Consider the following 8321-nt stretch of genomic DNA (forward strand, 5'->3'; position numbering starts at 1 on the left):
TGAATGGAAATTCAACAACCAGTGTAACTACTTCATATAAAAACTCTACTGACATTTCAGAAGCTGTGAAAAAGGTTCAAAATGCCGTTGTTTCAGTAATTACTTATGCTGAATCTTCCAGCAGCGTTATCAATGATGAATCTTCCAACGACGAATCACAAATCTCCAGTGAAGGTTCTGGCGTAATTTATAAAAAAGACGGAAAATCAGCCTATCTGGTAACCAACACCCACGTTCTTAACGGATCAACCAATGTAGATATCTTGCTAGCTGATGGAAACAAGGTTCCAGGTGAAGTAGTTGGATCAGATGTTTATTCAGATATCTCTGTCGTTAAAATTAGCTCTGAAAAAGTAACTGATGTCGCTGAATTTGGAGATTCTGGTTCTCTGACAGTTGGTGAAACAGCAATCGCTATCGGAAGCCCTCTTGGAACAGAATACGCTAACTCTGTCACACAAGGAATTATTTCTAGCCTAGGCAGAAACGTTACGTTACAATCTGAAAATGGTGAAAATATTTCAACAACTGCATTGCAAACAGATGCTGCAATTAATCCTGGTAACTCTGGCGGCCCGTTGATTAACATCCAAGGACAAGTTATTGGGATTACTTCAAGTAAGATTTCAACAAATGGCCAAACCTCTGTTGAAGGGATGGGATTTGCGATTCCATCTAATGATGTCGTAAATATTATCAATCAACTAGAGAAAAATGGAACAGTCACACGTCCTGCTTTAGGAATTCAAATGATGGATTTATCTAATCTGACAACTTCTGATTTTTCTAAATTAAATCTTCCTTCTTCAGTGAAATCAGGTGTTCTTGTTCGCTCTGTTCAGCAAGGAATGCCTGCTGATGGCAAGCTTCAAAAAAATGATGTCATTACAAAAGTAGATAACACAGATGTGGAATCCACTAGTGACCTTCAGTCTGCTCTCTACAAGCATAGTATTGGAGATGAAGTAGAAATTACTTATTATCGAGATGGTAAATCTCAAACAGTCAAAATCAAACTCACTAAATCAACAAAAGAGTTAAGCTCAAATTAACCTATTTACAAGATTGTCAACACACCTTTACACAATCGTAAAGGTGTGTTATTCTATATACAAATGGAAAACTTTCAATATATTGCACTTAAAGACATTCGAACCAATCCTTATCAGCCTCGTAAAGAGTTTTCACAAAAAAAGATTGAAGAATTAGCGGCATCAATCAAAGAAAATGGTCTCATTCAGCCAATCATTCTTCGGAAATCTTCACTTTTTGGTTATGAAATTTTAGCAGGAGAACGGAGATTTAGAGCTACCTCTTTTCTTGGCCTAGAAACGATCCCAGCTGTCGTCAAAGAATTATCTGATGATGAAATGCTGAAACAAGCCATTATCGAAAATCTTCAAAGAGAAGACTTGAATCCTATAGAAGAGGCTGAGTCTTATCAAAATTTGATTGACAAAGGCTTGACACATGATGAAATTGCTAAAATCATGGGAAAATCTAGACCCTATATTAGCAATATTGTCAGACTTTTACAATTATCCAAAGAAGTTCGTCAAGCTATAAAGGAAGAAGAGATTTCTCAAGGACATGCTCGCCTGCTGGTTCCCTTGAAAGAAGAGGAACAGTTACTATGGCTGGAAAAAATCTGTCGAGAAGATTTATCGGTTCGAGCAGTCGAAAAGCTTCTTCAGCAAAAAAAGAGTCTCAAAAAGAAACCTAATAAAGAACTATTTGCTAAATCTGAAGAGGAAAAAATTAAAAAAATTCTCGGTCTGGAAGTTTCTATTCAGTTAAAAAACCAGAGTAAAGGAAAGCTGATTATTCCTTTTGAAAGCGAAGAAGAATATCAAAGAATTATAAACAGTTTTAAATAAAACTGTTMTTTTCTTTTTTTAAAATAACAAAATTATCCACTGTTAAATTAATTAGGAAACTTATTAAAATACGAAATTTTAGCTTTATTCACATTCTGTGGATAACTTTAGCTAACAATGTGAATTCTTTTCCAGTTCTTGTGGAAAACTTTGAACCTTTATGATAAAATAAGATGCGTATGAATCAGAAAATTATAGAAAAGGAGGGAAGTTATGACCAAAGAACAGGACTTTTGGAATCGTATTTTAGAATTGGCTCATGCTCAGCTAAAACAGACAACTTATGATTTCTTTGTTGCTGAAGCCAAGCTTGTCAAAGTTGAAGAAAAGCAAGCTGTTATTTTCCTAGATAGTCCAGTAAAACAACTATTTTGGGAGCAAAACTTAGTAGGAGTTATTCTTACTGCAGGATTTGAGATTTTTAATGATCAGATTGCTGGAAAATATATTTTTGAAGAAGAAACTAACACTGAAACTCCGAAATCTGCAGTAACCAGTCCTCAAATCAGCACTGTTCAGCCAAGCTTGCCACCTATTGATACTGGCTTAAAGTCAAAATATACCTTTGATAATTTTGTTCAGGGAGACGGAAATATCTGGGCTAAAGCTGCTGCCTTAGCGGTATCTGAGAATCTAGCCACAACCTATAATCCTCTTTTTATCTACGGAGGACCTGGCCTGGGCAAAACTCATTTATTAAATGCTATTGGCAATCAAATTTTAGAAAATATTCCAGATGCGCGTGTCAAGTATATACCGGCTGAAACCTTTATTAACGACTTCCTTGAACATTTAAGATTGGGAGAGATGGATAGCTTTAAAAAAATCTATCGTAGTCTGGATCTTCTGCTAATTGATGATATTCAATCTTTGGGAGGAAAAAAGGTTTCAACTCAGGAAGAATTTTTCAACACTTTCAATGCTCTTCATGGTGAAAATAAACAGATTGTTTTAACCAGCGACCGCAGTCCTGATCATCTGGACAATTTGGAAGAACGCTTGGTAACACGTTTCAAATGGGGATTAACTCAAAATATTACACCGCCAGATTTTGAAACACGAATTGCAATTCTGCGAAACAAAATAGAAAATTTGGATTATATTTTCCCGAATGATACCTTAGAATATCTTGCAGGACAATTCGACTCCAATGTCCGCGACTTAGAAGGTGCTTTGAATGACATCAGTCTCATCGCTAGAGTTCGTCATCTGAAGGAAATCACTATTGATATCGCTGCAGAGGCTATTCGAGCACGCAAGCAGGATTCAAACCAGGTAACAGTTATCCCGATTGATAAGATTCAGTCTGAAGTTGGGAAATTCTATGGTGTTAGTGTCAAAGAGATGAAAGGCAGCCGTCGAGTACAAAATATCGTTTTAGCTAGACAGGTAGCTATGTATCTGACTCGTGAGCTGACTGACAACAGTCTGCCTAAAATTGGTCGTGAATTTGGCGGGAAAGATCATACGACTGTTATCCATGCACACGGAAAAATCAAAACCATGATTGAATCAGACGACAATTTACGTTTAGAAATTGAAAGCATCAAGAATAAAATTAAATAGCGTGTGGAAAACTACAGATTTTTTTCAAAACTTATCCACACTTTGTGAACAAGTCTCAAAACTTGTTAGAATAAGAACGAAGCTATTTTTCCACATAATTCACATAAACTACTATTACTATTAATCTTATAATCATAAATAAATAAAAAGGAGATCCCATGATTCATTTTTCTATTAATAAAAATCTCTTCTTACAAGCTTTAAATACCACTAAAAGGGCTATCAGCCATAAAAATGCAATTCCTATTCTTTCTACTGTGAAAATCGATGTTACCAAAGAAGGAATCACCTTAATCGGCTCAAATGGCCAAGTGTCGATTGAAAACTTTATTTCTACTCAAAATGAAAATGCAGGCTTGCTTGTCAACTCAACAGGTTCAATTTTATTAGAAGCGACTTTCTTTATTAATGTTGTTTCCAGCTTGCCAGATATTATTTTGGATTTTAAAGAAATTGAACAAAAGCAAATCGTCTTGACTAGCGGCAAATCAGAGATTACCCTGAAAGGAAAAGACGCTGACCAGTATCCACGAATCCAGGAAATTTCTGCCAGCAATCCCTTGGTTCTTGAAACAAAAATCCTCAAAGATGTCATTAACGAAACAGCCTTTGCAGCCAGTGTTCAGGAAAGCCGTCCAATTTTGACTGGTGTTCACTTTGTTTTGACAGATAACCGTTCTTTGAAAACAGTTGCGACAGACTCCCACAGAATGAGTCAAAAGAAAATTACTCTGGAGAAAAACGGAGATAATTTCGACGTAGTTATTCCAAGTCGCTCTTTACGGGAATTTACGGCTGTTTTTACCGATGAAATTGAAACGGTAGAGGTTTTCTTTGCTAACAATCAAATTCTTTTCAGAAGCGAAAATATCAGCTTCTACACCCGTCTCTTAGAAGGAAATTATCCAGATACAGATCGTTTGATTCCGACTGAATTTACGAGTGTCCTTACTTTTAATACTTCTGATTTACGTGCAGCTATGGAACGCGCTCGTCTCTTGTCTAATGCTACACAGAATGGAACAGTTAAACTGGAGATTGCAGGTGGTGTTGTCAGTGCCCATGTAAATTCACCAGAGGTCGGCCGTGTTAACGAAGAAATTGATACAGAAAGTGTAACTGGCGAAGATTTGACCATTAGCTTTAATCCAACTTATCTGATCGATGCTTTGAAGGCCATTGACAGTGAAAAAGTAACGATTAGTTTTATCTCATCCGTTCGTCCTTTCACCTTGGTACCGAGTGAAGACACAGAAAACTTTATTCAGCTAATTACACCTGTCAGAACTAATTAAGATGAAAAGCAGTGGGCCAAGTTAAAGATTTTTACTTCTTGGTCCTAAGGTCTTTTCATTTACAAAGTATGATAGATGCTTAATATTTCTTCCTGGACTATGATAGTTCCTTGAAAGGAGAAAGAAAATGTATGAAATTGGTCATTTTGTAGAAATGAAAAAGCCACATGCCTGCACCATTAAAGCGACTGGGAAAAAGGCGAATCGTTGGGAAATCACAAGGGTTGGTGCAGATATCAAAATCCGTTGCACCAATTGTGAACATCTTGTAATGATGAGTCGTCACGATTTTGAAAGAAAAATGAAGAAAATAATAGATTGAACTAAAAAATCATCGTAAATGCTATTGTAGAAAACTAATTTGCATTGCTGAAGATTAGATTTAGATTTTTTTCTGATTTTTCAATCAAAAATGGATAGGACTTAAAAAGTCCTATCCATTTTGCTTTTATTTAAGATCTTCAAATTTACCGTCTTTAACTTCTTTATAACCTGCTTTTTTAAGTAATTTAGCAGTTTCTTTGTAACTGATATAATCCGCTTTTTGATTACCAGATGTTTGAAGAAGCTGTTTACTTTGTAGTTCTTCAATATCAGCTTTACTGAAATCAATTGTCAGTTTTTCAGTTAAATAATCATCTTTGTACTCGATTTTATGAGTTAATCCTTTGATACCCTCAATAGATTTAGCATAGGCTTCTGTCTGCTCTTTAGCAGTGTCTTTTGTCAAGCCAACTGGTTTATAGTAGAAGGTGTTGTTTGTTTCGTTTATAAGAAGCTCATCACCTTTATATTCAACAGTGATGCGGCTATCTTGTTTAGTATTTTGGTCAATCAGCTGGAAATAAGCTTTTTTAGGACTGCTGCAGGCAGCTAAAACAAACAAAGCGGAAACCGCAAGGAAGGAAAGAAAAAGTGTTTTGAAAGTATTCTTTTTCATTAGGGACTCCTTTAATAAGAATATTAGCTATATTATACCATTTTTTTCTTCAATTTATTTTACATTTTTGTAAAGAAAGCTAGAAAAAATAACTTAAATCCGCTGTTTAGGATAAGGATTTATGGTATAATGGTTTGGATTGAAAAGATGAATGGAGAAGATAAGAATGGCTTTGACAGCAGGAATCGTTGGTTTACCCAATGTCGGTAAGTCAACTTTATTTAATGCAATTACAAAAGCAGGTGCAGAAGCAGCTAATTACCCTTTTGCGACAATTGATCCAAATGTCGGGCGGGTAGAAGTTCCGGATGTTCGTTTGGATAAATTAACAGAACTCATCAAACCACAGAAGAAAGTTCCAACAACCTTCGAATTTACTGACATTGCTGGAATTGTGAAAGGTGCTTCAAAAGGAGAAGGACTAGGAAATAAATTCTTGGCCAATATCCGTGAAGTAGATGCTATCGTCCACGTAGTACGTGCCTTTGATGATGAAAATGTCATGCGGGAACAGGGCCGTGAGTCTGAATTTGTAGATCCAATGGCTGATATTGAGACCATTAATCTAGAATTGATTTTAGCAGACCTAGAAAGTATCAATAAACGTTATGCGCGCGTAGAGAAGATGGCTCGTACTCAAAAAGATAAGGATTCAGTGGCAGAATTTAATGTTTTACAGAAAATTAAGCCTGTCTTGGAAGATGGTCTGTCAGCTCGCACAATTGAATTCACAGAAGAAGAGCAAAAAATCGTCAAAGGGCTCTTTCTCTTAACGACTAAGCCAGTTCTCTATGTGGCCAATGTCAGTGAAGATGAGGTAGCTGATCCAGATAATATTGACTATGTGAAGCAGATTCGTGAATTTGCAGCTACAGAAAATGCTGAAGTTGTTGTCATTTCAGCGCGTGCAGAGGAAGAGATTTCTGAATTGGATGATGAATATAAGTCAGAATTTCTGGAAGCTATCGGCTTGACAGAATCAGGTGTGGATAAACTGACCAGAGCAGCTTATCATCTGTTGGGACTTGGAACCTACTTTACAGCTGGTGAAAAGGAAGTGCGTGCTTGGACCTTTAAGCGTGGAATGAAAGCTCCGCAAGCGGCTGGTATTATTCACTCAGACTTTGAAAAAGGCTTTATTCGAGCAGTGACTATGTCTTATGATGACTTAGTGCACTATGGCAGTGAAAAAGCAGTTAAAGAAGCTGGACGTTTGCGCGAAGAAGGAAAAGAATATATCGTTCAGGATGGCGATATCATGGAATTTAGATTTAATGTGTAAAGTATTTGTAAAGTTTAAAAATTCTAGGTTGGAAAATTTTTTCCAGCCCTTTTGGCTTTTATAAAGGAGAAAAATGGTAAAGTTAATAGTCGGTCTGGGAAATCCAGGAGAAAAATATATCGAAACCAAGCATAATGTTGGTTTTATGCTAGTTGACAAGATTTGTAAAGACCTTGATTTAAAGTTTACAGCTGATAAAATCTTTCAAGCAGATATCGCCTCTACTTTTCTAAATKGTGAAAAAGTTTATTTTGTCAAACCAACTACATTTATGAATGAGAGCGGAAAGGCCGTTCAAGCTTTACTAGCATACTATGGTTTAGATATAGAGGATTTATTGGTCATCTATGATGATTTGGATATGGAAGTTGGTAAGATTCGTTTGCGCAGCAAGGGTTCAGCTGGTGGCCATAACGGTATTAAATCTATTATCAAACACATTGGAAGTCAAGAATTTAAACGGATAAAGATAGGGATTGGCCGTCCTAAAGAAGGCATGACAGTGGTTCACCATGTTCTAGGAAAATTTGATACAGATGATTATATAACAATTCTGAAGACTCTTGATAAGGTTGACAAGGCTGTAAATTATTATTTACAGTCAGGCAATTTTGAACAAACTATGCAGAAATACAATGGATAATAAAATGAACCTGATTGACTTATTTTGTCAAAACCAGCAAATTTCAGATTGGAAGAAAAATCTCCATAAAAACAGCAGACAGTTGATAATGGGATTGTCTGCATCAACAAAAGCAATTACTATAGCGGCTGGATTAGAAGAAGCAGAGAAAATCCTTGTGCTGACTTCTAGTCAAAATGAAGCAGATCGTTTGGCTAGTGATTTGATTTCTTTGTTGGGAGAAGACAGGGTATATACTTTCTTAGCAGATGATACTCCTATAGCAGAATTTGTCTTTGCCTCACAGGAGAAAATATTTTCGAGATTAGATGCTCTAAACTTTTTAATAGACCATCAAAATTCTGGAATTCTAGTTACTAATGTCGCAGCCAGCAAATTACTCTTGCCTGATTCTATTGATTTTAAAAATACCAATATAAATTTGACAGTTGGACAAGAATATGACCTAAATAATCTTGTAAAGATGTTGTCAAGATCAGGATACAAGAAGGTGTCTCAAGTTTTAAGTCAGGGAGAATATAGTCTAAGAGGAGACATCTTAGACATTTTTGAGCGCTCAGCAGAGGCACCTTATCGCCTGGAGTTTTTTGGCGATGAAATTGATGGTATTCGGATTTTCAATCCAGAAAATCAAACTTCAATTGATAACATAGAAAGTATTTTGATTAAACCTGCTTCTGATATCCTGCTTTCTGAGAAAGATTATGCTCGAGGACGG

8 protein-coding genes and 1 pseudogene are annotated in these 8321 nt (G+C 36.1%); 8 read left to right on the top strand and 1 reads right to left on the bottom strand.

Going from position 1 to position 8321, the window contains the following annotated elements; genetic code table 11:
* From K4H96_RS06880 to K4H96_RS06900, 5 genes are all read left to right on the top strand, one after another.
* Positions 1-1052, top strand: a 1052-nt coding sequence (locus K4H96_RS06880) for a S1C family serine protease (RefSeq protein ID WP_227956433.1), incomplete at its 5' end; no start/stop codon positions are given.
* Between the two features lie 63 nt (positions 1053-1115).
* Entirely contained in the window at positions 1116-1877 is a 762-nt protein-coding gene (locus K4H96_RS06885) for a ParB/RepB/Spo0J family partition protein (protein WP_223313936.1), read from the top strand.
* Positions 1878-2090: 213 nt separating this feature from the next.
* A complete protein-coding gene (dnaA, locus tag K4H96_RS06890) occupies positions 2091-3443 on the top strand; it encodes a chromosomal replication initiator protein DnaA (RefSeq protein ID WP_223338119.1) in 1353 nt (450 codons plus the stop codon).
* 158 nt (positions 3444-3601) lie between these two features.
* Complete coding sequence (gene dnaN, locus K4H96_RS06895) at positions 3602-4738, top strand: DNA polymerase III subunit beta (RefSeq protein ID WP_002907629.1); 1137 nt, start codon at positions 3602-3604, stop codon at positions 4736-4738.
* A 127-nt stretch (positions 4739-4865) separates the two neighbouring features.
* Positions 4866-5060: a DUF951 domain-containing protein gene (locus K4H96_RS06900; RefSeq protein WP_002894296.1), complete on the top strand. Its 195-nt coding sequence runs from the start codon at positions 4866-4868 to the stop codon at positions 5058-5060.
* Positions 5061-5186: 126 nt separating this feature from the next.
* On the opposite strand, the gene K4H96_RS06905 is transcribed toward K4H96_RS06900, so the two are convergent.
* Positions 5187-5678: a DUF1307 domain-containing protein gene (locus tag K4H96_RS06905; RefSeq protein ID WP_223338120.1), complete on the bottom strand. Its 492-nt coding sequence runs from the start codon at positions 5676-5678 to the stop codon at positions 5187-5189.
* 166 nt (positions 5679-5844) lie between these two features.
* Here K4H96_RS06905 and ychF point away from each other — a divergent pair, with 166 nt between their 5' ends.
* The 3 genes and pseudogenes from ychF to K4H96_RS06920 all read left to right on the top strand — a co-directional run.
* A complete protein-coding gene (ychF, locus tag K4H96_RS06910; protein WP_223338125.1) occupies positions 5845-6960 on the top strand; it encodes a redox-regulated ATPase YchF in 1116 nt (371 codons plus the stop codon).
* A 73-nt stretch (positions 6961-7033) separates the two neighbouring features.
* Positions 7034-7603 carry an aminoacyl-tRNA hydrolase gene (pth, locus tag K4H96_RS06915; RefSeq protein ID WP_227956435.1) on the top strand — a complete coding sequence of 190 codons (570 nt, stop codon included), beginning with the start codon at positions 7034-7036 and terminating at the stop codon, positions 7601-7603.
* Positions 7596-8321, top strand: a pseudogene (locus K4H96_RS06920) (transcription-repair coupling factor); the annotation flags it as partial. The gene pth and the pseudogene K4H96_RS06920, both read left to right, overlap by 8 nt.

This window comes from Streptococcus sanguinis (assembly GCF_020729765.1).
GTDB classification, from domain to species: domain Bacteria; phylum Bacillota; class Bacilli; order Lactobacillales; family Streptococcaceae; genus Streptococcus; species Streptococcus sanguinis_Q.